The 24,178-nt window shown below is 70.6% G+C and carries 17 protein-coding genes and 3 rRNA genes; 10 read left to right on the top strand and 10 right to left on the bottom strand.

Going from position 1 to position 24,178, the window contains the following annotated elements; translation table 11 throughout:
- Positions 1-48: 48 nt before the first annotated feature.
- Both BX266_RS13215 and BX266_RS13210 read right to left on the bottom strand, forming a co-directional pair.
- Complete coding sequence (locus BX266_RS13215; RefSeq protein WP_099899588.1) at positions 49-1,152, bottom strand: hypothetical protein; 1,104 nt, start codon at positions 1,150-1,152, stop codon at positions 49-51.
- Positions 1,149-1,658 (bottom strand): SigE family RNA polymerase sigma factor, encoded by a 510-nt coding sequence (locus BX266_RS13210; RefSeq protein ID WP_099899586.1) that lies wholly within the window; start codon positions 1,656-1,658, stop codon positions 1,149-1,151. The genes BX266_RS13215 and BX266_RS13210 overlap by 4 nt, the downstream gene beginning before the upstream one ends.
- A gap of 252 nt (positions 1,659-1,910) precedes the next feature.
- On the opposite strand from BX266_RS13210, the gene BX266_RS13205 reads away from it, so the two are divergent.
- Positions 1,911-2,525, top strand: a complete 615-nt coding sequence (locus BX266_RS13205) for a hypothetical protein (RefSeq protein ID WP_099907802.1) — start codon at positions 1,911-1,913, stop codon at positions 2,523-2,525.
- 27 nt (positions 2,526-2,552) lie between these two features.
- Here BX266_RS13205 and BX266_RS13200 read toward each other — a convergent pair whose 3' ends face one another.
- Positions 2,553-3,608 carry an RDD family protein gene (locus BX266_RS13200; protein WP_099899584.1) on the bottom strand — a complete coding sequence of 352 codons (1,056 nt, stop codon included), beginning with the start codon at positions 3,606-3,608 and terminating at the stop codon, positions 2,553-2,555.
- A gap of 241 nt (positions 3,609-3,849) precedes the next feature.
- On the opposite strand from BX266_RS13200, the gene BX266_RS13195 reads away from it, so the two are divergent.
- The 4 genes from BX266_RS13195 (at position 3,850) to rrf (ending at position 10,487) form a co-directional block, all read left to right on the top strand.
- Entirely contained in the window at positions 3,850-4,854 is a 1,005-nt protein-coding gene (locus tag BX266_RS13195; protein ID WP_099899582.1) for a stage II sporulation protein M, read from the top strand.
- A 549-nt stretch (positions 4,855-5,403) separates the two neighbouring features.
- Positions 5,404-6,920 (top strand): 16S ribosomal RNA (locus BX266_RS13190).
- Between the two features lie 280 nt (positions 6,921-7,200).
- Positions 7,201-10,305 (top strand): 23S ribosomal RNA (locus BX266_RS13185).
- 65 nt (positions 10,306-10,370) lie between these two features.
- Positions 10,371-10,487, top strand: a 5S ribosomal RNA gene (gene rrf, locus BX266_RS13180).
- The 16S, 23S and 5S rRNA genes sit together here, the layout of an rRNA operon.
- Before the next feature lie 92 nt (positions 10,488-10,579).
- Here rrf and BX266_RS13175 read toward each other — a convergent pair.
- From BX266_RS13175 to BX266_RS13150, 6 genes are all read right to left on the bottom strand, one after another.
- Positions 10,580-10,999, bottom strand: a complete 420-nt coding sequence (locus BX266_RS13175) for a VOC family protein (protein WP_099899580.1) — start codon at positions 10,997-10,999, stop codon at positions 10,580-10,582.
- Between the two features lie 70 nt (positions 11,000-11,069).
- Positions 11,070-12,383, bottom strand: coding sequence for a DUF58 domain-containing protein (locus tag BX266_RS13170; RefSeq protein WP_099899578.1), 1,314 nt, complete (start codon positions 12,381-12,383; stop codon positions 11,070-11,072).
- 92 nt (positions 12,384-12,475) lie between these two features.
- A complete protein-coding gene (locus tag BX266_RS13165) occupies positions 12,476-13,480 on the bottom strand; it encodes a MoxR family ATPase (protein ID WP_099899576.1) in 1,005 nt (334 codons plus the stop codon).
- Positions 13,459-14,871, bottom strand: a complete 1,413-nt coding sequence (locus BX266_RS13160; RefSeq protein WP_107490720.1) for a DUF4350 domain-containing protein — start codon at positions 14,869-14,871, stop codon at positions 13,459-13,461. Before BX266_RS13160 ends, BX266_RS13165 begins: the two co-directional genes overlap by 22 nt.
- Positions 14,868-15,545: a DUF4129 domain-containing protein gene (locus tag BX266_RS13155; protein WP_099899574.1), complete on the bottom strand. Its 678-nt coding sequence runs from the start codon at positions 15,543-15,545 to the stop codon at positions 14,868-14,870. The genes BX266_RS13160 and BX266_RS13155 overlap by 4 nt, the downstream gene beginning before the upstream one ends.
- Positions 15,546-15,549: 4 nt before the next feature.
- Positions 15,550-16,617: a glycerophosphoryl diester phosphodiesterase membrane domain-containing protein gene (locus BX266_RS13150; RefSeq protein WP_099899573.1), complete on the bottom strand. Its 1,068-nt coding sequence runs from the start codon at positions 16,615-16,617 to the stop codon at positions 15,550-15,552.
- Between the two features lie 225 nt (positions 16,618-16,842).
- On the opposite strand from BX266_RS13150, the gene mtrA reads away from it, so the two are divergent.
- From mtrA to BX266_RS13135, 3 genes are read left to right on the top strand one after another with little or no spacing between them, the layout of a single operon-like run.
- Positions 16,843-17,520 (top strand): MtrAB system response regulator MtrA, encoded by a 678-nt coding sequence (mtrA, locus tag BX266_RS13145; protein ID WP_030459579.1) that lies wholly within the window; start codon positions 16,843-16,845, stop codon positions 17,518-17,520.
- 2 nt (positions 17,521-17,522) lie between these two features.
- A complete protein-coding gene (mtrB, locus tag BX266_RS13140) occupies positions 17,523-19,622 on the top strand; it encodes an MtrAB system histidine kinase MtrB (protein ID WP_099899571.1) in 2,100 nt (699 codons plus the stop codon).
- Positions 19,597-21,450: an LpqB family beta-propeller domain-containing protein gene (locus tag BX266_RS13135; RefSeq protein WP_143686920.1), complete on the top strand. Its 1,854-nt coding sequence runs from the start codon at positions 19,597-19,599 to the stop codon at positions 21,448-21,450. The genes mtrB and BX266_RS13135 overlap by 26 nt, the downstream gene beginning before the upstream one ends.
- On the opposite strand, the gene BX266_RS13130 is transcribed toward BX266_RS13135, so the two are convergent.
- Positions 21,434-22,213: a ComF family protein gene (locus tag BX266_RS13130; protein WP_099899567.1), complete on the bottom strand. Its 780-nt coding sequence runs from the start codon at positions 22,211-22,213 to the stop codon at positions 21,434-21,436. The genes BX266_RS13135 and BX266_RS13130 overlap by 17 nt on opposite strands.
- 367 nt (positions 22,214-22,580) lie before the next feature.
- On the opposite strand from BX266_RS13130, the gene hpf reads away from it, so the two are divergent.
- Both hpf and BX266_RS13120 read left to right on the top strand, forming a co-directional pair.
- Positions 22,581-23,273 carry a ribosome hibernation-promoting factor, HPF/YfiA family gene (hpf, locus tag BX266_RS13125; RefSeq protein WP_099899566.1) on the top strand — a complete coding sequence of 231 codons (693 nt, stop codon included), beginning with the start codon at positions 22,581-22,583 and terminating at the stop codon, positions 23,271-23,273.
- Positions 23,274-23,448: 175 nt separating this feature from the next.
- Positions 23,449-24,174, top strand: coding sequence for a response regulator transcription factor (locus BX266_RS13120; RefSeq protein WP_218969250.1), 726 nt, complete (start codon positions 23,449-23,451; stop codon positions 24,172-24,174).
- The last annotated feature ends 4 nt before the right edge of the window (positions 24,175-24,178 follow it).

Here is a 24,178-nt window from a genome sequence, read left to right as displayed (position 1 = left end):
CCGGCACCCCCTGTCCGCAGGGGGTGCCGGGCACCGGCGCGTTCCGTCCTACGGCAGCACGTCCACCGACCACCCGGCCGGGTCCGCGCCGCGTGCCACCACCCGGGCCAGCCAGGCCGCCGGGTCACCCACCGGCGAACCCGCCACCGGCTGCAGCGAGTTGACGCACCAGCGGGCGCCGTTCGCGGCGGCGCACGCGTGCGGGTAGTTCGACTCGATCGGCTCCCCGCTCGGCACCGCCTCCGGCGGATCCGGCTCCACGCTGATCATCAGGTAGTGGCTGCCCTGCTCCTGGAAGTTCACCGAGGCCCGCCAGCGGCCGTCCGGCCGCACCGGCAGGTACAGCTCCGCGTAGGACACCAGCGCGTCCGCCGGCAGCGAGGACAGCGCCAACGGCATCGGCGGCGTGTACGGACCCACCACCACCCCCGCCGCGATCCGCAGCGGCAGCTCCGTCCGCTCCTGGTCCGTCAGCCCCGAACTGTCCAGCTGGAACCAGCGCCCGTCCGGGGCCCGGAACCGCAGCTGGTTCATCGCCGCCGCGTACCCCGGATCGGTCGACGACACCCAGTACGCCTCCTGGCCGTTCACCGGCGGCGCGTCCACCCGCACGCCGTCGCCCGCGGCCACCAGCGCGTCCACCCCGGGCGTCACGCCCACCGGGAACGCCGACAGGGCGAACCGCCGGCCCTCCGCGACGCCGCCGCCGGCCACCACGTCCACCCCGGTCGACCCCGAGCGGTACTCCACACCGGTCACCGAGTCCGGCAGCCAGCCGAACCGGCCCGGCACCGTCAGCACCGTGCGGCCCTCCACCGGCACCGCCGAACTGCCCCCGGTCGGCAGCGCGTACCCGGGCGGCAACCCGTTCGAGGTCGGCGACGGGGCCAACGAGGGCCGGACGTCGACCGGGCCGACCGGCGCCGCCCCCGTCCCCGAACCGCCCTGCAGCACCGCGAACGACCCCGACGCCAACAGCACCGCGCCCACCGCCGCCGCCACCGTCCACCGCCGCCGGCGCACCGTCGCACGGCCCTGCCGCACCGCCAGCAGCGGATCCACCGTCGACGGCGGCGCCGCCCGCTCCGCCACCGCCACGAACTCCTGCATCTTCACCGCCAGTTGCTCCCCCTGGGCGAGCTCCTCCGTCATGCCTCGACCCTCCCCGCCGGACGCAGCCAGACCGAACCCCGCAGCGTCTCCAACGCCCGCGAGCTCTGACTCTTCACATTGCCGCTGGAACACCCCAGCTCGGCCGCGGTCTGCTCGACCGTCAGATCGCAGAAGTACCGCAGCACCACCGTGGCCCGCTGCCGCGGCGGCAACGCCGCCAACGCCTCCCGCAGATCGAGCGACAGCGCCAGGTCCGTCCCCGGCACGACCGCGTCCAGCGGCCGCGCCGACGGCCTGGTCCGCCGCCACCACGCGGTGCGCTGCTCGGCCAGGAACGTGTTCACCAGCACCGTCCGCGCGTAGCCGTCCCGGTTCTCCGCCCGGCCCGCCCGACCCCAGTGGGTGTACAGCTTGGTGATGCTCTCCTGCACCAGGTCGTCCGCCCGGTGCCAGTCCGCGCACAGCAGGTACGCGACCTTCCGCAGCCAGACCGCCCTGGAGGCCACGAACGCGGTGAACTCCTCGTCCCGCGTCGGCTCCGCCATCGGCGCCCCTCCTCCCCGTCACCGGTGGCGCGGCCGCGCCACCGCCCCCCTGATGCGGCCCGCCCCCGCGGAGGTTGCATGCCGGTCCCGCACCGCCGCGGGTCACCGCTCCGGCAGCACCTCGGTGGTCCGGCCGCTCGGCTCCGCCGCCCGCTCGCCCGGACCCACGTCGACCGTCCGGCTCCGCCCGCGGACCGGACCGGCACGATCCTCGCCTGCCGGCCGGGCAGCTCGCTGCGTAGGCTTCACCCCATGCCGAACGGCCGCTACTCCCTCCACGACCCGCACGACGGCACCCCGCTCGGCGAGGAGCGCTTCAGCTGCGCCCCCGGCCCGGCCGGCTGGCGCTACGTCTCGAAGACCTACCGGCCGGACGGCACCGTCCTCGGCACCACCGACCTCACGCTGGACGCCCGCCACCGCCCGATCCGCCTCGAACTCCGGGCCGGCGACTGGCAGGTGCGCGGCGGCGCGCTCGAAGGCGTGCACTGGGTCCGGGCCGCCGCCGAGACCGGCCTCGACGCCGCCGAAGGACAGGACCGGGCGCACGCCTTCACCGGTGACTCCCCGGCCTTCCTGGTCGCCACCGCCCGCCTGCTGGCCCTCGACCCCGGAGCCGACGCCCGGATCCGCCTGGTCTCCTTCACCGGCGACGCCCTCGCCCCCCGCACCCTCGACCAGGGCTGGCAGCTGCACGCCGTCGAGGACCACCCCACCGACACCGGCCCGCTCCCCGTCGAGCACTACCGGGTCACCGACCTCGACACCGGCGAAGTCCGCGAAATCCACCTCACCGGGGACGTCCTGCTCGCCGCCCCCGGCATCGACCTCGAAGAACTCGACACCCCGCCCAACCCGCGCCGCTGACCCGGGACGCGGGCCGAGCGCCCCGCGTCAGGCCGGCGGCGCGAAACCCCCGCCCGCGGGCGGTGCGACCGGGGCCGCCTCGGGCTGCGGCGCCACCACGGCGTCCTGCGGCGCGACGGGGGCCGCCTGCGGCGCGACCGGACCGGCCGCGGCGGGCGCCGGCGGCGCGGGTGCCGCGGGGTAGCCCAGGGTCCGGGTCGGGGCCGCCGGTGCGGCCGGGGGCGCCGCCTGCACGGGCACCGCGAACGGGGCGGTGGGGGCCGCAGCCACCGGCACCGCGCCGGGGCGGCTCCCGTACACCGCGGCGTACGCCGCCGCGGCCCGCTCCTGCTCCCGGCCCCAGGCCCGCCGCTGACGCTCCATCAGCACCGCGCCCAGGTACACCATCGGCGGCAGCCCGGCCGGCACCGGCCAGCCGGTTCGCTGCGCCACGTCCGCCGCCAGTCGATCCGCCAGGCCGGCAGCCACCGACTGGTCCAACTCGTGCATCCGGCCCAGCAGTTGGCGCGACGACTGCCACAGCCCGTCCGGCACCGCGGTCAGGTCCAGGGCCACCAGGTCCGCACCCAGCGCGTGCATCACCTGCGGCGGCACCGGCGGCACCCGCCCCTGGTCCCGGGCGCTCTGCGGCAGCCGCTCCCGGATCACCATGGTGCCGCCGAAGATGTCGCCCAGCCGCCGCCCGTTCGTCGAGAACAGCGAGGACAGCACCGCCGGAACCGCCGACAGACCGAACTCGAGCACCCCGATCACGCCGCGCACCAGCGCGTGCCGGAACCGGATCGGACCGCCGTCGGCGCGCACCACCCGCAGCCCCATCGCGGCCTTGCCCAGCGACCGACCGTGCGACAGCGTCTCGATCAGCACCGGCAGCAGCACCAGGAAGAACACCAGGGCCGCGATCGCGAACGCGTCCGCCGCCGCCTCCTCCAGGTCCCGCATCGCGATGGCCAGCGCGACCATGGAGAAGAAGAAGCCCACCCCGTAGGCGAACCAGTCCAGCAACTGGGCCAACGCACGCGACGGCAACCGCGCCGTCCGCAGCCCCAGGACGACCGCCTCGCCGGTCACCAGCTCGCTCACGCCACCCACCCGCTCCGCTTCGCGGCCCGCCGGACGGCCACCTGCCGTCCGGACCCGACCCCCGCCATCAACAGCGGCCAAGATACGACCGCCGGCCCCCGCCGGGTAACCCAGGGCCGCCGCTTCCGGAATCCCCTGCCGCGCCGGTCACCGCCTCTGGCAAGCTAAGGCCCGCACAGCCCCGGCCGCACACCAACCAGTGCCCGCCGCCCGCCCCGCCGCGCCCCCGGAAAGAGCCGCAATGGACCTGGACGTCTTCGTCGCCGCCCACCAGGCGGAATGGCACCGTCTGGAGGTCCTCAGCGGCCGCCACCGGCTCACCGGCGAGGAGTCCGACGAGCTGATCACCCTCTACCAGCGCGCCACCGCGCACCTCGCCCAGGTCCAGGCCACCGCCCCCAACGCGGGCGTCGAAGGCCGCCTCACCACCCTGGTCGTCCGCGCCCGCAACGCCGTCACCGGCGCCCGCAAGGCCTCGTGGCGCGACGCCGCCCGCTACTTCACCGCCAGTTTCCCCGCCACCCTCTACCGGGCCCGGCACTGGTGGCTGACCGTCTCGGTGCTCTCCTTCGCCGCCACCGCCGTCGTCGCCTGGTGGATCGGCACCGACGCCGAGGTCCGCAACAGCTTCTTCCCGCCGGAGACCCTGGCCGAGGCGACCAAGCCCGGCGGCCTCTACGAGGCGTACTACACCGAACACCCCTCGGCGAACTTCGCCTTCAAGGTGTGGACCAACAACGCCTGGGCCGCCGCCTACGCCCTGATGTCCGCAGCCCTGCTGGGCGTGCCGGTGCTGGCGATCCTCTGGACCAACATCGTCAACGGCGGCGTCGGCATCGGCCTGATGGCCTCCGCCGGCCGGCTCGACACCTTCCTCGCGATGCTCGTCCCGCACGGCCTCCTCGAACTGACCGCCTTCTTCGTCGCCTGCGGCCTCAGCCTCCGCCTCGGCTGGACGGTCGTCGACCCCGGCCCGCGCACCCGCGCCGTCGCCCTCGCCGAGGAGGGCCGTGCCGTCGTCGGCGCCGTCATCGGCATCGCCGCCGTCCTCTTCGTCACCGGCATCATCGAAGGCTTCGTCAGCGGATCCGCCCTCCCCGCCTGGTCCCGCGTCACCATCGGCATCACCGTCGAGGTGCTCTTCCTCGTCTACGCCCTCGTCCTCGGCAAGCACGCCGCCGCCCGCGGCGAGACCGGCGACGTCGACGCCGGCGACCGGACCGACCACCAGCCGATGGCCGCCTGACCCGCGGCCCCGGCGTGGCGGTCACGAGCGACCCGCCAAACCTGGTAGCCTGATGATCAACCCCGAGGGACCATTGACTTGATCCCTATGGGCTAGTAGGTTTGAACGGTTGGGAGCGACTGGACATACAGTCCGCCCGAGCGTAGTGTCTACGACACCGCCGAAGTGAGGCAGCGCATCCGCGAGGGTGCTGGCCCGATTCCGGCAAAACCCTGAAGCAAAGCAGCGCAGAGCTTTTGATAAGGTCTGCAGCGAAGTCGAAGGAATTCCCACTCCAGCGGGAATGGAAATCAGAGCGAAAAACCTCTGATAAGCTGGAAACACGAAAGAACGAAGCGCCCGGAGATTCGATCGGAAGATCGGTCGAAGGAAGCGTCCGTTCCTTGAGAACTCAACAGCGTGCCAAAAGTCAACGCCAGATATGTTGACATCCCCGGCCTCGGACTTGTTTCGGGGTTGGAGATTCCTTTTGAAGTAAAACACTAGCGAGGACGCAGTGCGCAGGGCCGCCTTATTCCGGTGGTTGCTGTGCCGCTCCCCGTGGAGACATTCACGGAGAGTTTGATCCTGGCTCAGGACGAACGCTGGCGGCGTGCTTAACACATGCAAGTCGAACGGTGAAGCCCTTCGGGGTGGATCAGTGGCGAACGGGTGAGTAACACGTGGGGAATCTGCCCTGAACTCTGGGACAAGCCTTGGAAACGAGGTCTAATACCGGATACGACCTTCTCCTGCATGGGGGTTGGTGGAAAGCTCCGGCGGTTCAGGATGATCCCGCGGCCTATCAGCTTGTTGGTGGGGTAATGGCCTACCAAGGCGACGACGGGTAGCCGGCCTGAGAGGGCGACCGGCCACACTGGGACTGAGACACGGCCCAGACTCCTACGGGAGGCAGCAGTGGGGAATATTGCACAATGGGCGAAAGCCTGATGCAGCGACGCCGCGTGAGGGATGACGGCCTTCGGGTTGTAAACCTCTTTCAGCAGGGAAGAAGCGCAAGTGACGGTACCTGCAGAAGAAGCACCGGCTAACTACGTGCCAGCAGCCGCGGTAATACGTAGGGTGCGAGCGTTGTCCGGAATTATTGGGCGTAAAGAGCTCGTAGGCGGCCTGTCGCGTCGGATGTGAAAGCCCGGGGCTTAACCCCGGGTCTGCATTCGATACGGGCAGGCTGGAGTGTGGTAGGGGAGATCGGAATTCCTGGTGTAGCGGTGAAATGCGCAGATATCAGGAGGAACACCGGTGGCGAAGGCGGATCTCTGGGCCATTACTGACGCTGAGGAGCGAAAGCGTGGGGAGCGAACAGGATTAGATACCCTGGTAGTCCACGCCGTAAACGTTGGGAACTAGGTGTTGGCGACATTCCACGTCGTCGGTGCCGCAGCTAACGCATTAAGTTCCCCGCCTGGGGAGTACGGCCGCAAGGCTAAAACTCAAAGGAATTGACGGGGGCCCGCACAAGCAGCGGAGCATGTGGCTTAATTCGACGCAACGCGAAGAACCTTACCAAGGCTTGACATACGCCGGAAACGTCTAGAGATAGGCGCCCCCTTGTGGTCGGTGTACAGGTGGTGCATGGTTGTCGTCAGCTCGTGTCGTGAGATGTTGGGTTAAGTCCCGCAACGAGCGCAACCCTTGTTCTGTGTTGCCAGCGAGTAATGTCGGGGACTCACAGGAGACTGCCGGGGTCAACTCGGAGGAAGGTGGGGACGACGTCAAATCATCATGCCCCTTATGTCTTGGGCTGCACACGTGCTACAATGGCCGGTACAAAGGGCTGCGATGCCGTGAGGCGGAGCGAATCCCAAAAAGCCGGTCTCAGTTCGGATTGGGGTCTGCAACTCGACCCCATGAAGTTGGAGTTGCTAGTAATCGCAGATCAGCATGCTGCGGTGAATACGTTCCCGGGCCTTGTACACACCGCCCGTCACGTCACGAAAGTCGGTAACACCCGAAGCCGGTGGCCTAACCCGTAAGGGGAGGAGCCGTCGAAGGTGGGACCAGCGATTGGGACGAAGTCGTAACAAGGTAGCCGTACCGGAAGGTGCGGCTGGATCACCTCCTTTCTAAGGAGCACATAGCCGGATGCGAGCGAATGTCTCGCACGGTTGCTCATGGGTGGAACGTTGACTATTCGGCACACTCGGTGAAGACCGCTAGTACTGCCTTTCGGGGCGTGGAACGTGGTTCTGGGTCGGGTGTGTCGGGCACGTTGTTGGGTCCTGAGGGAACGAGTCTTCGTTGTCTCAGTGGTCGCCGGTCTCATGCGAGGCATCCTGGTTCGGGGTGTTGAGTTTGGGTGTCTGGTCGTTGTTTGAGAACTGCACAGTGGACGCGAGCATCTGTGGCCAAGTTTTTAAGGGCGCACGGTGGATGCCTTGGCACCAGGAACCGATGAAGGACGTGGGAGGCCGCGATAGGCCCCGGGGAGCTGTCAACCGAGCTTTGATCCGGGGGTGTCCGAATGGGGAAACCCGGCAGTCGTCATGGGCTGTCACCCATACCTGAACACATAGGGTATGTGGAGGGAACGCGGGGAAGTGAAACATCTCAGTACCCGCAGGAAGAGAAAACAACCGTGATTCCGGGAGTAGTGGCGAGCGAAACCGGATGAGGCTAAACCGTCATGGTGTGAGACCCGGCAGGGGTTGCCGTGACGGGGTCGTGGGAGTGAGCTTGATCGGTCTGCCGGCCGGTCGGCGAGTCAGAAACCGTATGGGTAGTCGAAGGACATGCGAAAGGTCCGGCGTAGAGGGTAAGACCCCCGTAGACGAAATCTGTACGGCTTGCTTGCTCATTTCCCAAGTAGCACGGGGCCCGAGAAATCCCGTGTGAATCTGGCGGGACCACCCGCTAAGCCTAAATATTCCCTGGTGACCGATAGCGGATAGTACCGTGAGGGAATGGTGAAAAGTACCGCGGGAGCGGAGTGAAATAGTACCTGAAACCGTGTGCCTACAAGCCGTGGGGGCAGTCTTCGGACTGTGACTGCGTGCCTTTTGAAGAATGAGCCTGCGAGTTTGCGGTGTGTAGCGAGGTTAACCCGTGTGGGGTAGCCGTAGCGAAAGCGAGTCCGAATAGGGCGTCTGAGTTGCATGCCCAAGACCCGAAGCGGAGTGATCTAGCCATGGGCAGGTTGAAGCGCGGGTAAGACCGTGTGGAGGACCGAACCCACCAGGGTTGAAAACCTGGGGGATGACCTGTGGTTAGGGGTGAAAGGCCAATCAAACTCCGTGATAGCTGGTTCTCCCCGAAATGCATTTAGGTGCAGCGTCGCGTGTTTCTTGCCGGAGGTAGAGCACTGGATAGGCGATGGGCCTTACCGGGTTACTGACCTTAGCCAAACTCCGAATGCCGGTAAGTGAGAGCGCGGCAGTGAGACTGTGGGGGATAAGCTCCATGGTCGAGAGGGAAACAGCCCAGAACACCGACTAAGGTCCCTAAGCGTGTGCTAAGTGGGAAAGGATGTGGAGTCGCAGAGACAACCAGGAGGTTGGCTTAGAAGCAGCCACCCTTGAAAGAGTGCGTAATAGCTCACTGGTCAAGTGATTCCGCGCCGACAATGTAGCGGGGCTCAAGCACATCACCGAAGTCGTGTCATTGCAGCAATACTCCCAACGGAGGCTGTGATGGGTAGGGGAGCGTCGTGTGCCGGGTGAAGCAGCCGAGGAATCGAGTTGTGGACGGTTCACGAGTGAGAATGCAGGCATGAGTAGCGATACAAGAGTGGGAAACTCTTGCGCCGATTGACCAAGGGTTCCTGGGTCAAGCTGATCTGCCCAGGGTAAGTCGGGACCTAAGGCGAGGCCGACAGGCGTAGTCGATGGACAACGGGTTGATATTCCCGTACCCGCTTTGAAGCGCCAACGTCGAACCAGGTGATGCTAAGGCCGTGAAGCCGGCCCGGAGTCTTCGGACAAAGGGACGTGGTGGAGCCGCCGACCCAAGCCTGTAGTAGGTGAGCGATGGGGTGACGCAGGAAGGTAGTCCAGCCCGGGCGGTGGTAGTCCCGGGGTAAGGGTGTAGGCCGTGAGGTAGGCAAATCCGCCTCACAATAGGCTGAGACCTGATGCCGAGCCGATTGTGGTGAAGTGGATGATCCTATGCTGTCGAGAAAAGCCTCTAGCGAGTTTCATGGCGGCCCGTACCCCAAACCGACTCAGGTGGTCAGGTAGAGAATACCGAGGCGTTCGGGTGAACTGTGGTTAAGGAACTCGGCAAAATGCCCCCGTAACTTCGGGAGAAGGGGGGCCATTGCTGGTGAGGGGACTTGCTCCCTGAGCTGGTGGTGGCCGCAGAGACCAGCGAGAAGCGACTGTTTACTAAAAACACAGGTCCGTGCGAAGCCGTAAGGCGATGTATACGGACTGACGCCTGCCCGGTGCTGGAACGTTAAGGGGACCGGTTAGTCTGGTTTCGACTAGGCGAAGCTGAGAACTTAAGCGCCAGTAAACGGCGGTGGTAACTATAACCATCCTAAGGTAGCGAAATTCCTTGTCGGGTAAGTTCCGACCTGCACGAATGGCGTAACGACTTCTCGACTGTCTCAACCACAGGCCCGGTGAAATTGCATTACGAGTAAAGATGCTCGTTTCGCGCAGCAGGACGGAAAGACCCCGGGACCTTTACTATAGCTTGATATTGGTGTTCGGTTCGGCTTGTGTAGGATAGGTGGGAGACTTTGAAGCCGTGACGCCAGTCATGGTGGAGTCGACGTTGAAATACCACTCTGGTCGTGCTGGATGTCTAACCTGGGTCCGTGATCCGGATCAGGGACAGTGTCTGGTGGGTAGTTTAACTGGGGCGGTTGCCTCCTAAAGGGTAACGGAGGCGCCCAAAGGTTCCCTCAGCCTGGTTGGCAATCAGGTGTTGAGTGTAAGTGCACAAGGGAGCTTGACTGTGAGACTGACGGGTCGAGCAGGTACGAAAGTAGGGACTAGTGATCCGGCGGTGGCTTGTGGAAGCGCCGTCGCTCAACGGATAAAAGGTACCCCGGGGATAACAGGCTGATCTTCCCCAAGAGTCCATATCGACGGGATGGTTTGGCACCTCGATGTCGGCTCGTCGCATCCTGGGGCTGGAGTAGGTCCCAAGGGTTGGGCTGTTCGCCCATTAAAGCGGTACGCGAGCTGGGTTTAGAACGTCGTGAGACAGTTCGGTCCCTATCCGCTGTGCGCGTAGGAGTGTTGAGAAGGGCTGTCCCTAGTACGAGAGGACCGGGACGGACGAACCTCTGGTGTGCCAGTTGTCCTGCCAAGGGCATGGCTGGTTGGCTACGTTCGGGAGGGATAACCGCTGAAAGCATCTAAGCGGGAAGCCTGCTTCGAGATGAGCACTCCCACCTCCTTGAGAGGGTAAGGCTCCCAGTAGACGACTGGGTTGATAGGCCGGATATGGAAGCCCTGTAAGGGGTGGAGTTGACCGGTACTAATAGGCCGAGGGCTTGTCCTCAGTTGCTCGCGTCCACTGTGTTGTTCTGAAACAACGACCCACTCCGGTGGATAGTTTCATAGTGTTTCGGTGGTCATAGCGTGAGGGAAACGCCCGGTTACATTCCGAACCCGGAAGCTAAGCCTCATAGCGCCGATGGTACTGCAGGGGGGACCCTGTGGGAGAGTAGGACGCCGCCGAACAATCTTTCATGAAAGGGCTCCAGCCTCACGGCTGGGGCCCTTTCTGCATTTCCGGCCTTCCGGTCGGTGGTTGTCGGTGGTTGTCGGTGGTTTCAGAGCACCAGATCGTCGTTGTCGTCGAAGATCCAGCCGTCTTCGTAGAGGACCTCGAAGAGGTGGCCGTCGGGGTCGGTGAAGTAGCCGCTGTGGCCCCACGGGTTCTGGCCGGCGGGGCGGGTCACGGTGGCACCGAGTTCGGCGGCCTTGGCCATGACCTCGTACACCTCGGCGGCGCTGCGGGCGACGTAGGCCAGGGCGAAGCCGGCGAAGCCGCCGGGCGGGGTGTCGCGGAGGCCGGTGTCGGTTGCGAACGCGGTCCTGGACTGGAAGGCGACGGCGACGCCGCCGAGTTCGAACAGGGCGAACTCGTCCGAGCCCGCCGTGGACCTTCGCCAGCCCAGCGCCTGGTAGAAGGCAACCGAGGCGGCGACGTCGCGGACGCCGAGCAGGATGAGATTGAGTCGCGGACGCATGGCTTCCTCCGGTGCGCAGGGGGTCGACGCGCGATTGTGTCAGTCGCGGCTGACACCGGAGGGGCGGGGCTCAGAGGCGGCCGGCGGCCTTGAGGGCGAGGTAGGTGTCGGCGAGGGCGGGGGCGATGCTCTCGGGCGGGGCGTCGAGGACGGTGACACCGCGACGGGTGAGGAGGTCGGCGGTGCGGCGGCGGTCGGCACGGGTCTGTTCGGCGGCGGCGGCGCCGTACACGTCCTGGACGTTGAGGCGGGGCGTGGTGACGAGTTCGTCGAGGCGGGGGTCGGAGACTGAGGCCAGGACGAGTTCGTGGCGCTTGGTGAGGAGGGGGAGCTGGGGGAGCAGGCTGTCCTGGATCTGGTGGGCGTCGAGTCCGGTGAGCAGGACGATGAGGGAGCGGTGCGGGGCCATCCGCAGGGCGTTGGCGACGGTCGCGCGCAGGTCGGTCTCGACCAGGGCGGGTTCGAGCTGGGCCATCGCTTCGGTGAAGGCGGGGAGGATCTCGGCGGGGGAGCGTCCGGCGACGGCGGCGCGGCGGTCGCGGTCGTGGGCGAGCAGGTCGACCCGGTCGCCGGCCTTGGTGGCGAGGGCGGTCAGGAGCAGGGCGGCGTCGAGGGCGGAGTCCAGCCGGGGGGCGTCGCCGACGCGGCCGGCGGAGGTGCGGCCGGTGTCGAGGACGATCAGGACGTGCCGGTCGCGTTCGGGGCGCCAGGTGCGGACGGCGACGGTGCTGCGGCGGGCGCTGGCCCGCCAGTCGATGGAGCGGACGTCGTCGCCGGGCAGGTACTCGCGCAGGGAGTCGAACTCGGTGCCCTGACCGCGGGTCAGGACCGAGGTGCGGCCGTCGAGTTCGCGCAGCCGGGCGAGCCGGGACGGCAGGTGCTTGCGGCTGTTGAAGGGGGGCAGGGCGCGGATCCGCCAGGGCGCGTCGAGGTTTCCCTGACGGCCTGCCAGGCCGAGCGGACCGAGCGAACGGACCGTCACCTTGCCGGCGTGGTGGTCGCCGCGGCGGGTCGGGGCGAGGTGGGTGGTGAGGCGGCGGCGCTCGCCGGCGGGGATGGTGACGGTGTGCCGGGAGGCGTCGTGGGAGGTGCCGGGGGCCCAGGCGGAGGGGTACCAGGCGTCGCGGATCCGGCCCCGGAGGGCGCGGGGCGAGGGGTTGGCGACCAGCAGGTCGACGGTGGTGGACTCGCCGAGGCGGACGGTGGGGTCGCCGGCGCGCTCCAGGACCAGGCGGTGGACCGGGGCGGCCAGCGCGAGGTCGACGGCGACGGCCGCGAGCAGGGGCAGCATGACCAGGCCGATGCCCGTCCAGGAGGGGAGGACGAGGCCCACCAGGAGTGCGCCGAGGGCGGCGATGAGGGCCGTGCGACCGGTCAGGGCCATGGGGAGCTGGCTCGCTTTCTGAGCGGTGGAACCGATGGGCGCGGCGGGTGGGGGGGGGGGGCGGCCCGCGGGCCGCCCCCCCACCCGGGGTGCTAGCGCGGTGCGGGCGTCTGGGCGAGGACGGCCTGGATGACGCTGTCGGCGGTGGTGCCTTCCATCTCGGCCTCGGGGCGGAGCTGGATGCGGTGCCGGAGCGTGGGCAGGGCGAGCGCCTTGACGTCGTCGGGCGTCACGTAGTCGCGGCCGGCCAGCCAGGCCCAGGCGCGCGAGGTGTTGAGCAGGGCGGTGGCGCCGCGCGGGGAGACACCCATGGCCAGCGAGGGCGACTGCCGGGTGGCCCGGACCAGGTCGACGATGTAGGCGAGGACCTCGGGGGAGACGGTGAGCTTGGCGATCTGGGCACGGGCGGCGGCCAGGTGCGCGGCGTTGGCGACGGGGCGGACGCCGGCCGAGGCGAGGTCGCGCGGGTCGAAGCCGGAGGCGTGCCGGGACAGGACCTGGAACTCCTGGTCGCGGCTGGGCAGCGGGAGGATCAGCTTGAGCAGGAAGCGGTCGAGCTGGGCCTCGGGCAGCGGGTAGGTGCCCTCGTACTCGACCGGGTTCTGGGTGGCGGCGACCATGAACGGCTCGGGGAGCTTGCGGGGTTCGCCGTCGACGGTGACCTGGCGCTCCTCCATGGCCTCCAGCAGCGAGGCCTGGGTCTTGGGAGGGGTGCGGTTGATCTCGTCGGCGAGCATCAGGTTGGTGAACACCGGGCCGGGCTGGAACGAGAACTCCGCGGTGCGGGTGTCGTAGACCAGCGAGCCGGTGACGTCGCCGGGCATCAGGTCGGGGGTGAACTGGACGCGCTTGGTCTGCACGTCGAGCGCGGTGGCCAGGGTGCGGACCAGCAGGGTCTTGGCGACGCCGGGGACGCCCTCCAGCAGGACGTGGCCGCCGCAGAGGAGCGCGACCACCATGCCGGTGACGGCGGCGTCCTGGCCGACCACGGCCTTGGCGATCTCGTCGCGCAGGCCGGTGAGGGCGGCGCGGGCGTCGCCGGGCTGGGCCGGGACGGTCTTGAGCAGCTGGTCGGTCACGGCTGTCGTACCTGCCATTCCATGTCGTCGAGGTCGTCGGCGAGCCGCAGCAGCGCGGCGTCGTCCGTGGGGGCCGGGCCGTACAGCAGCTGCTGGAGGTCGGCGGCGGGGCGTCCGATCCGGGCGGCGGCGGCCTCGGTGAGGGCGGCCGGGTCCGGGTCCCCGGAGGTGTGCGGGAGGCCGAGGGCGGTGGCGGCCCGGCGGCGGGTGGCGCGGCGCAGCGTCTCGGCGGCGTGGCCGCGGGCGTTCGCGCGGTGGTAGAGCCGGGCGCGGCCCTCGGTGGTCTCGGAGGCCCGGACCACGGCGGGCAGCCGTTCGCTGAGCACCGGGCCGAGGCGGCGGGCCCGCCAGGCGACGGTCAGCAGGACGGCCAGGACCAGTTGCCAGAAGGCCCAGTGCCAGGGAGCGGGGACGGCGTCGGCGAAGGATCGGGGCTTGCCCTGGCCGGTGCCGTCGTCGTCCTCGTAGGTGCCGGTGCCGCCGTCGGAGCCGCCGGTGGTGCCGCCGTCGCTGCCGGTGCCGCCCGTGGTGCTGCCGCCGGTGCCGCCGGAGGTGCTGCCCCCGGTCGAACCGCTGCCGGTGCCGCCGGTGCTGCCGTGGCTTCCGCCGGTGGCGGGCTGGTCGTCGACGGTGGGGTTGAGGTCGGGCGTCTGCCAGACCAGGGCGGGGTGGGCGCCGAGCAGGCCGAGGGCGAGAGCGGCGTTGCCCTCCTGGTCGAGGCGGGCGTTGGTGAGCGGGTCCGCGGCGCCGAGCACGATCACCTGCTGGGTGCCGGTGGTGCGGCTGACCAGGCCGGGGCGGCTGCCGACGGGGTAGCAGGCGACGTCGCCGGGCCGGCCGTGGTAGCTCTGGCCGGCCAGGTCGGCGGGGCCGGCGTGGACGGCCTCGGGCAGGTCGCAGGCCGGGGCGGGGGCGTGGCCGGGGTCGGCGGTGCCGCCGGTGGCCAGGATGCCGGGCGCGAAGGCGTTCAGCGCGGGCTGGTTGGGGGCGATCAGCACCAGCCGGGTGTTCTCGCCGCGGCCGATCGAGCCGAGTTCGGCCAGTTCACGGACGGGCAGTTCGTTGGGGTGGGCGAGGACCACGGTGGTGTCGGCGGCGCGCAGGGCCGCGGTGAGTTCGGCCCTGGTGGCGGCGGTGCGGCTGTCGACGCGGTGCTGCTGGAGCAGCTGGTCGGCGGCCCGGGTGCCGGTGGCGTCGCCGGAGCGCGGGTCGTACGGCGGGTAGTGGGACTTGCCGGGGATGCCGACGACCAGGGCCCCGGTGACCAGCAGGACCAGGCAGGACAGCACCCACCAGCGCCAGCGCAGCCAGAGGGCGCGGACGGTGGGGCCGGTCGGTCCGGCGGGCGGCGGGGTGTCGGGCTGCTCGTCGGCCTCGGCGGTGGCGGGCGGCGGTGCGATGGCGGTCATGCGGTTCCTCCGCCGGCCGGGACGGTCGCGGGACGGGTGCCCTCCAGGGCGCGGTCGAGATCGGCGAGGGTGCGGTAGGAGCTTTCGTCGGCCGGCCGGTCACCGAATGCGATGTCGTCGAACAGCCGTGCGGCGGCGGCGAGTTCGGCGGCCCGGTCGGGCAGCGCGCGGCCGGCTTCGGCGGCCGCCTCGTCGGCGGTGCGGCCGGGGCGCGGGCCGAGGATGGTGCGCTCCTCCAGGCCGCGGACGATGGCGCGCATCTGCTCGCGGACGGCGGCGGCCCACTCGCCGCGGGCGGCGTGCGCGGCGGCTTCGGCGCGGTGCTGGGCGGCGCCGCGCAGCGCTTCGGCGGTGCCGAACAGCCGGCCGGCGGAGCGGGCTTCGCGGTTGGGGGCGCCGAAGCGCCACCAGGCCAGGCCGCCGATGGCCAGCACGATGAGCAGCAGGATCGCCAGGGCGGTGCCGCTGCCGCCGCCGAACGGCGCGCCGAGGCTGTTGAGGGCCTCACCGAGGCGGTCGCCCAGCCAGTCGAAGAACCGTTCCACCGGGCCCGGGTCGTTCTGGTGGTAGACGGCCTTGCGGAGTTCCTCGCGCGCGGCGTCACGCGCGGCGTCGCGCGGCACGTCGACCGGGGCGCCGTCCGCGAGCAGCGTCCCCACCCCCCTGAATGCCATGCGGTCAGGCCCCCGACGGTGTGTGCTGGCCCGGGACGGGCGCGGTGGGTCGGTCGTTCCAGCTGTAGCCGGGGAGCCCGGCGGCGCGGGAGAGTTCCAGGTCGAGCGCCTCGCGGCGGATCCGCTGGTCGGTGTAGACCAGCGCGTACAGCGCGCCGGCCAGCGGGATCGTCACGGTGTGGGCGAGGACGCCGCCGATGCCGGAGACGGCGATGCTGATCGCGGCGCCGGTGTCGTCGGTGCCGGGGTCGCCGATCGCGCCGCCCAGCAGCTGGGCGAGCAGGCGGGTGGGAGTGCCGAGGATCTGGGTGACCAGGAACAGGACCACGCTGAAGACCAGCAGCAGCCCGAAGATCCGCCACCAGGAGCCGCGGACCAGCCGCCAGGAGCGCTTGAGGGCGCCGGGGACGGTCTGCTTCTCCAGGACCAGCGCGGGCAGCGCGAGGAGCAGTGAGATCGACAGCCAGACCGCGGGCAGCACGGCGAACGGGAGCAGGACCAGCCAGGCGGCCTGGCCGCTGGCGGCGGCGAGCAGGGACAGCAGGCCGACGGGGACGCCGAGGGCGGCGAGCAGGATGACGACGATCAGCAGGTACAGGCCGATCACCCGGCCGAGCTGGGGCCGGAGCTGGGTCCAGGCCTCGCGGGGCGAGGTCTCCCGGCCGAGCATGGCGTTGCCGACCACGGGGGTGAGCAGGCCGGCGGCGAGGATGCTGACGAGCGCGGCCAGCGGGCGGGTGTAGACGGAGGTGAAGAACGCCGCGAAGACGGTGCCGTGGAGGTGGATCCACCAGTCCACGGCGGCCTGGCCGAGCTCGACGGCCACCCCGAGGGCCAGGCTGAGCGCGAAGGCCGCCCGCCAGTTCTGCCGGACCAGGGCGAAGGCGCCGTCCATCAGTTCGCCGATGCCGAGCGGGCGGAGCGGGATCGGACCGGTGCCGGAGCCCTTCGCCGCGGGCGGCGGGGCGGTGGCGGTGGCCGGTCCGGCCGAGGGAGCCGAGTGGCCGGTTTCGGACCCGCCGGCCGTGGGTTCGGGAGAACCGGGTGAGGTCCAACCCGGGGTCTCGGTCATCGACGCTCCTCGTCGGGGCACCCTGGTGCGGGTGCTGTCGGGGAGCCATCGTGCCATGGTGCGCACGCGTACCCCAGCGGTATCCCGTTGCTGATCGACAACGGTCCGGGCTCGGTCTCCGACCCGCGAACTTTACGGTGGTATGACTGGTCCGACGGGCAGTCCGGGACGGTCAACGGGACGGCTGTGCGACAGGTCACATTCGGGTGATGAGAAGATGGAGCCATGAAGGGACGTGTCCTCGTCGTCGATGACGACACCGCACTGGCCGAGATGCTCGGCATCGTGCTGCGTGGTGAGGGTTTTGAGCCGTTTTTCGTCGCGGACGGGGACAAGGCGCTGGCCGCCTTCCGGGAGACCAAGCCGGACCTCGTACTGCTCGACCTGATGCTGCCCGGACGGGACGGCATCGACGTATGCCGCCAGATCCGGGCCGAGTCGGGCATTCCGATCGTCATGCTGACTGCGAAGACCGACACGGTCGACATCGTGGTGGGCCTGGAGTCGGGCGCGGACGATTACGTGACGAAGCCGTTCAAGCCGAAGGAGCTGGTGGCCCGGGTGCGAGCCCGGTTGCGCCGCGCCGAGGAGCCCACACCTGAGCAGCTCACCATTGGTGACCTGGTGATCGACGTCGCCGGTCACTCCGTCAAGCGTGAGGGCCGCGGCATTCCGCTGACCCCGCTGGAGTTCGACCTGCTGGTCGCCCTCGCCCGCAAGCCCTGGCAGGTGTTCACCCGCGAGGTGCTGCTGGAGCAGGTGTGGGGCTACCGGCACGCAGCGGACACCAGACTGGTCAACGTGCACGTGCAGCGCCTGCGCTCCAAGATCGAGAAGGACCCGGAGCGCCCGGAGATCGTGGTCACCGTGCGCGGCGTCGGGTACAAGGCCGGACCCAGCTGAGAATGAACGACCTGCAGGCTGACCCCTCCCCGTCGGACGAACGGTCCGGCGGGGAGTCCGCTGTGCGCGGCGACGTGCTGAGCTCCTCCACCGGCAAGCCGCGCCGGCGCCGCTGGTGGACGGTGCTGTTCGCGCCGGTGGTGCGGCTGCTCCGGCACCCGGTGGGCCGGCTGCTGGCGCTGTACCGCCGCTCGATCCAGCTCCGGGTGGTGGCGGCGACGCTGCTGCTCTCCTTCGTGGTGGTGCTGGTGCTCGGCGTGGTGGTGGTCGCCCAGGTGCGCACCGGCCTGCTGGAGGCCAAGCAGAAGGCGGCGCAGGGCCAGGCCGTCGGCGGTTTCCAGATCGAGCAGGACAAGATCAACGAGGCGATCAACCTGCAGGCGAAGGCCGGCGCGGCCGCCGACCCGACCCGCGACCAGATCAACGCCTGGCTCACCAAGCAGGTCTCCGACCTGGCCTCCGGCGGTTCCGGGGTCTACTCGGTGATCGCCATCGCCCCCGGCGGCAACGAGACCAGCGCCTCCAGCGCCGGCCTGCGCGGCGCCCGCTACTCCGGCTCGATCCTGCCGGACTCGATCACCTCCGACCTGCGCGCCGCGGTGGCCGCCGAGCCGTCCATCCCGCACGAGCAGCCGGTCAAGCTGCACCGCGCCCCGAACAGCCAGACGCCGCCCGGCGACGACAAGGGCCTGGCGATCGGCAAGCAGTTCACCGGGCCGGACAACAACGCGTACCAGCTGTACTACGTCTTCTCGTTCTACCAGGAGACCAGCACCCTCAACCTGGTGATCGGCACCCTGGCCACCGCCGGGCTGTTCCTGGTCATCCTGCTCGGCTGCATCGCCTGGCTGGTGGTCCGCCAGGTGGTCACCCCGGTGCGGATGGCGGCCGGGATCTCCGAGCGGCTGGCAGCCGGGCACTTCGACGAGCGGATGAAGGTCACCGGCACCGACGACATCGCCCGCCTCGGCGACTCGTTCAACCGGATGGCCAACGGCCTGCAGGCGCAGATCCGCAAGCTGGAGGAGCTGTCCCGGGTGCAGCGCCGGTTCGTCTCCGACGTCTCGCACGAGCTGCGCACCCCGCTGACCACGGTCCGGATGGCCGCCGACCTGATCTACGACAGCCGCGAGGACCTGGACCCGATGGCGGCCCGCTCCGCGGAGCTGCTGCAGGACCAGCTGGACCGCTTCGAGTCGCTGCTCGCCGACCTGCTGGAGATCAGCCGCTTCGACGCCGGCGCCGCGATCCTGGACGCCGAGCCGGTCGACCTGCGCGACATCGTGACCCGGGTGGTGGAGGCCGCCGACCCGCTGGCCCGCGCCAAGGGCAGCGCGGTGCTGATCCGCGGCGGCGACAAGCCGGTGATCGCCGAGGTCGACAGCCGCCGGATCGAGCGGATCCTGCGCAACCTGGTGGTCAACGCGCTGGAGCACGGCGAGGGCCGGGACGTGGTGATCCGGCTCGGCTCGGCGGAGGGCGCGGTCGCGGTCGGCGTGCGCGACTACGGCATCGGCCTGAAGCCGGGCGAGGCGTCCCGGGTGTTCCACCGCTTCTGGCGGGCCGACCCGTCCCGGGTCCGCACCACCGGCGGCACCGGCCTGGGCCTGTCCATCGCGGTCGAGGACGCCCACCTGCACGGCGGCTGGCTGCAGGCCTGGGGCGAGCCCGGCGGCGGCTCGCACTTCCGGCTCACCCTGCCGCGCACCCGCGGCGGCGAGATCTCCCGGGCCCCGTTCCGGCTGGAGCCGGAGGACTCCCGGCACAACCGCGGCATGTCCTCGGCGGGCGCGCCGTACCGCCGGGCCCGCGGCGCGACCGCGCTGGGCAGCGGCGAGTCCACGTCCGTCCCGGAGACCCCGGACACCGAACGGCACACCTTCGGCTCCGGCCTCGGCGGGGTGCTGAGCATCGGCCCCGGCCTCGGCCGGCCGAGCGCCGCCCCGGTCGCCGACCCGTCGGACGTGTCGGGTTACGGTGCCACCGGTGCGCAGGTCGTGGTGGACCGCGGCCGCCCGACCCAGCCGGCCCCGCCCGCACCGGACGACGCCGACACCGACCAGGAGGGGACCGCCGGTGCGAAGGACCGACAGCACGACTGACCGGCGGGCCCTCGCGGTGGGCTGGGCCGCCCTGCTGGCGGCCGCCGCCACCGGCTGCGTGGCGATGCCCTCGGGCGGCGCCCCGCAGGGCCTGGAGGCCTCGCACGGGGCCGCCGACGGCGTCCAGGTGCACGTCTACCCAGTGGCCCCGCACAAGGGCGAGAGCCCCAACGAGCTGCTCGCCGGTTTCCTGGACTCGTCCAACGCCGACCAGGCGAACTACGACACCGCAAAGCAGTACCTGACGGCCGGCGCCGCCAAGACCTGGAAGCCCGACGAGGGCGTGGTGGTGCTGGCCGGCGCCCCGCACCTGGTGGGCGTCTCCACCCCCGCCGAGGACGCGGTCTCCACCGAGCTGGTGGTCAGCGGCGAGCAGGTGGCCGCGCTGGACGCGCAGCACACCTACCAGGCGCACTCCGGCGACGCCTACAAGCGGTCCTTCACCTTCGTGAAGGTCGCCGACGGCCCCGACAAGGGCGAGTGGCGGATCAACGACCTGCCGAACGGGCTGATCGTCGACCAGACCAACTTCAAGAACGGCTACAAGCCGGCCCACCGGTACTTCTTCGCCGACCCCGACCGGTCGAGCGCGCGCCCGCAGTCCAACGCGGTGCTGGTGCCGGACCCGATCTACCTGCGCCGCCGAATAGACCCGCTCACCGAGGCCGCCCAGGCCACCGCCGACGGTCCCTCGAAGTGGCTCGACCAGGTGGTGTACTCCAGGCTCGACAAGGTCAGGGTGCTGAGCGCCACCGTCGGCGACAACCGGGTGGCCACCGTCAAGGTGGACGGCGTCGACCTGGCCGACCAGGCCGCGTGCAAGCAGATGGCGCAGCAGCTCTTCCAGACCCTGGCCGACCAGCAGGGCAAGCTGGACCGCCTGGACCTGTCCGCGCCCAAGGGCAGCTGCTCGATCGGCAGCGCCGAGGCGGCGCAGGTCGCCCCCGGCGTGCTGGCCGGCGGCGACCCCGGCACCCAGGCGTACATCCAGCTGGCCGACGGCCGGCTCACCCGCTACCAGGACGGCCTGGACCCCACCCCGGTGGCCGGCGTGCTCGGCCAGGCCCCGCAGGCCGGCCAGGTCCGCCCCGGCGCGGTCGCGGTCCGCCGGGACGGCGTCGCCGCCGCGATGGTCGCCGAGGACGGCAGCAAGCTGTTCCGCGCCGACCTGGCCGACGCCGCCAAGTACGGCGAGGCGATCACCACCAGCCGCGCCCCCAGGCCCGACCAGGGCCTGGCCTCGCCCAGCTGGGACGGCCGGCAGGACCTGTGGCTGGTCGACCGCGACCCGGCCGCGCCCAAGGTGCTGATGGTGCGCGAGCGCACCGTCGTCCCGGTGCAGGTCGAAGGGCTGGGCGGGCGCACCGTGCAGTCGCTGCGGATCTCCTCCGACGGCACCCGGATCGCCCTGCTGCTGCGCCAGGGCGACGGCCCGGCGACGCTGGCGCTCGGCCTGGTCGAGCACGACGGCACCCCGACCGCGCCGGCCGCCCGGATCGTCGCGCTGCGCGAGATCGCCCCGCAGCTGACCGAGGTGGCCGCGGTCTCCTGGGGCGACACCGACCAGCTGGTGGTGCTCGGCAAGGAGACCGACCGGCTGCAGCAGCTGCACTTCCTCGGCACCGACGGCTCGCAGTCCACCGACTCCCCGCTGCAGGGCGGCGAGTCGATGACGGCGCTGGCGGCGACCGAGGCCCGCTCGCGGGAGGACCAGGCCGGGCCGGCCGTGCTCACCGCCTCCGACCGGGGCCTGTACCGGCTGAAGGACAACCAGTGGCACGAGGTGCCCAGCAAGACCAAGGCCGAGGCGTTCATCTACCCGGGCTGAGCCCGGCCTCGCCGGCCACCGCCCCGCGCCGCCCCGGCCCGGGCCCGCGCCGCGCGGTGGCCGCGACGGTGGCCGCCGCCCGCGGCGGGCAGCCCGCCGCGCGCAGCGCCCGGGCGGCCTCGGCGAGGCTCGCCCCGGTGGTGACCAGGTCGTCCACCAGCACCAGCCGGTGCCCGGCCAGCCGGGCCGCCACCCGGGCCGGGACGGTCAGCGCGCCGGCCAGGTTGGCGTGCCGCTCGGCGGCCCGCAGGCCCGCCTGGTCGGCGACCGGACGGTTGTGCCCCAGCACCGGCGCCACCAGGGTGGCGATGCCGCCGCGGCGCAGTTCGCGGGCGGCCGCGCGGGCCAGCCGCAGCGTCGGGTCGTGGCCGCGGGCGCGGGTGGCGGCGCGCGCGGAGGGCACCGGCACCAGCAGCAGCGGGGCGGCTCCGGCGCCGGTGGCGGAGCGCACGGCGGCGGCGAGCGCGCCGCCGAGCGGTGCGGCCAGCCGGAGCGCGCCGCGTTCCTTGTGGGCGAGCAGGAGTTGCCGGACCGGTCCGGCGTAGGGGGCGGCGGCGTGCACGGGCGGCAGCCCGGGGGGCGGGTGCTGGGGGCCGGCCGGGCCGGCGGCGGCGCCGTCGAGCAGGCCGCGGCAGGGTGCGCAGAGGCCGAGCCGCCCGCTTCCGCAGCCGGCGCAGCGGGCGGGGAGCAGGAGGTCGAGCAGGGCGGCGAGGACCGGTGCGGGGCCGGATCCGGGCTGGTGGGCGGTGCTGCGACTCGTCACGGAACCCCTCCGGAACGCTCGCCGGGCGGCGACTTCAGCCATACGGTGGGCGGTGCCAGGCGTGTTGTCCAGCCGTTAACCGTTGTTTCACCCGTAGGAGGGTAAACAGGGGAGAACAGCCGGGCCTCGCGCCGCTCGTCGGTACGTTCGTTCGACCCGGGAGGCGAGATTCCCGGGCGAGGTGTTGCATGAGGCTTCCAGGGGTTTCGAATTCTCCTGGTGGGGAGGAAGTGAGGTAAGGGCAGGCGGTCCTCGCGGGTTCCCCGGGCGGTGTTTCCGGGGCGGCGTCGGCCGACTGGTCCGGCTGGGTCTCACGCCGGTCCGGGACGCACTCCGGGTCGGTCAGCACGAGGGATCGGAGTTCTGCGTGGACATCGTCGTCAAGGGCCGCAAGACCGAGGTGCCCAAGAGGTTCCGCGAGCACGTGGCCGAAAAGCTGGAGAAGGTCCAGAGGTTCGACACCAAGGCGATCAGCCTGGATGTCGAGGTGTCCAAGGAGCACAACCCGCGCCAGGCCGACCGCTCCGACCGGGTGGAGATCACCCTGCGCAGCCGGGGCCCGGTGATCCGCGCCGAAGCGTCCGCCAACGACCCGTGGGCCGCGCTCGACCTGGCCTCGGCGAAGCTGGAGGCGCAGCTGCGCAAGTCCGCCGACCGCCGCCGGGTGCACAAGGGCGGCGCCAACGGGCGGACGCCGGTGAGCGTGTCCGCGGCGACCGCCGCGCTGGCCGAACTGCCCGCCACCGAGGCCCCCGAGAGCGTCAACGGCGTGGCCCGCAAGACCCTGGCGGGCAGCCTGGAGGTGGAGGGCGACGGGCCGCTGGTGGTCCGCGAGAAGACCCACGCCGCCGCGCCGATGTCGCTGGACCAGGCCCTGTACGCGATGGAGCTGGTGGGCCACGACTTCTACCTCTTCCAGGAGAAGGACAGCGGCCTGCCGAGCGTGGTCTACCGCCGGCACGGCTACCACTACGGCGTGATCCACCTCAAGGAGGACATGGGCGCCGCGTCGGACGCCGCCGGGGCGGGCGGCGCGATCAACGGGCCCGACGAGGACTGACGGCCCTCGCAGCCAACAGCACGAGGAGTGACCCCGGCGGCCGGTGCGGCCGCCGGGGTCACCGGTCTGCCCGGGGTCACCCAGCCGGGCGGTTCGGCGGCGGAGGGTGATCGCAGCGCGCCCGGGCCGTGGAATGATGGGCGGGTCACTGACCGCGGGCCGGGGGAGGAGCGCAATGGGGGAGCTGTCGCGCGATGGCCTGGGCCCGGACGGCGCGGGCTACCCGCCGCGTCGCGCGGAGCCGATCCGGGTGCTGGTGGTGGACGACCACGCGCTGTTCCGCCGCGGCCTGGAGATCGTGCTCGCCGAGGAGGAGGACATCCGGGTCATCGGCGAGGCGGGGGACGGCGCGGAGGCCGTGCTGAAGGCCGCCGACCTGCTGCCGGACATCATCCTGATGGACGTCCGGATGCCCCGGCGCAGCGGGATCGAGGCGTGCACCGCGATCAAGGACGTGGTGCCCAGCGCCAAGATCATCATGCTGACGATCAGTGACGAGGAGGCCGACCTCTACGAGGCGATCAAGGCGGGGGCGACCGGCTACCTGCTGAAGGAGATCTCCACCGACGAGGTGGCCACCGCGATCCGCGCGGTGGCCGACGGCCAGTCGCAGATCAGCCCGTCGATGGCGGCCAAGCTGCTGACCGAGTTCAAGTCGATGATCCAGCGCCGCTCGGACGACCGGGAGCTGGTGCCCGCGCCCCGGCTGACCGACCGGGAGCTGGAGGTGCTCAAGCTGGTGGCCACCGGGATGAACAACCGGGAGATCGCCAAGGAGCTGTTCATCAGCGAGAACACCGTGAAGAACCACGTGCGCAACATCCTGGAGAAGCTGCAGCTGCACTCCAGGATGGAGGCCGTGGTCTACGCGATGCGTGAGAAGATCCTCGAAATAGGCTGAGTCC

This window comes from Streptomyces sp. TLI_171 (genome assembly GCF_003610255.1).
GTDB lineage: Bacteria > Actinomycetota > Actinomycetes > Streptomycetales > Streptomycetaceae > Kitasatospora.
This window is presented reverse-complemented; position numbering and strand designations above follow the sequence as displayed.